Annotated in this window: 1 protein-coding gene; it reads right to left on the bottom strand. The window is 58.5% G+C overall.

Annotation, left to right across the window (positions count from 1 at the left end; genetic code table 11):
* Nucleotides 1–436 (bottom strand): fimbria/pilus outer membrane usher protein (locus JV201_RS29610; protein WP_257903326.1); only part of this gene is annotated, 436 nt, incomplete at both ends.

Here is a 436-nt window from a genome sequence, read left to right as displayed (position 1 = left end):
ACACTCACACCGGCACCCAATTGGGCAAACGGTGCGCGGTAGCCCAGCAACGCAGAGCCGTTGTTGCCGGTGTTTTCCACGCGGTTGGCGTTGACGTTGTAGTTCAGGTTGCCATCGCGACCGCTAAGACCGGCCCGCTGGTCGAGGCTGCCGTCATTGTTGCGGGTGACGCTGAACGTACCGGTGCTGCGGGTTTGTCCAAGGGGCATAGACACTGTGAAAACCACCTGGTTGTTGGAGCCAAAGTCGTCTGTCAGGGTCTTGCTGGCGTATACGCCATAGGTCACACCCTTGTACTGGGTGTTGAAACCCAGCTGCATCTGCTTGTCTTCCCGGGACGTACCCCAGTAGTTCTGCTTGCTCAGGTTCAAGTACAACGATCCGTAGTTGTCCAGGGCCTGGTTGACGCTGGCCTCGACCTTGCTGCGCTTGGAGA

Source organism: Pseudomonas sp. Colony2 (assembly GCF_019382755.1).
In the GTDB taxonomy this organism is placed as follows: Bacteria; Pseudomonadota; Gammaproteobacteria; order Pseudomonadales; family Pseudomonadaceae; genus Aquipseudomonas.
This window is presented reverse-complemented; position numbering and strand designations above follow the sequence as displayed.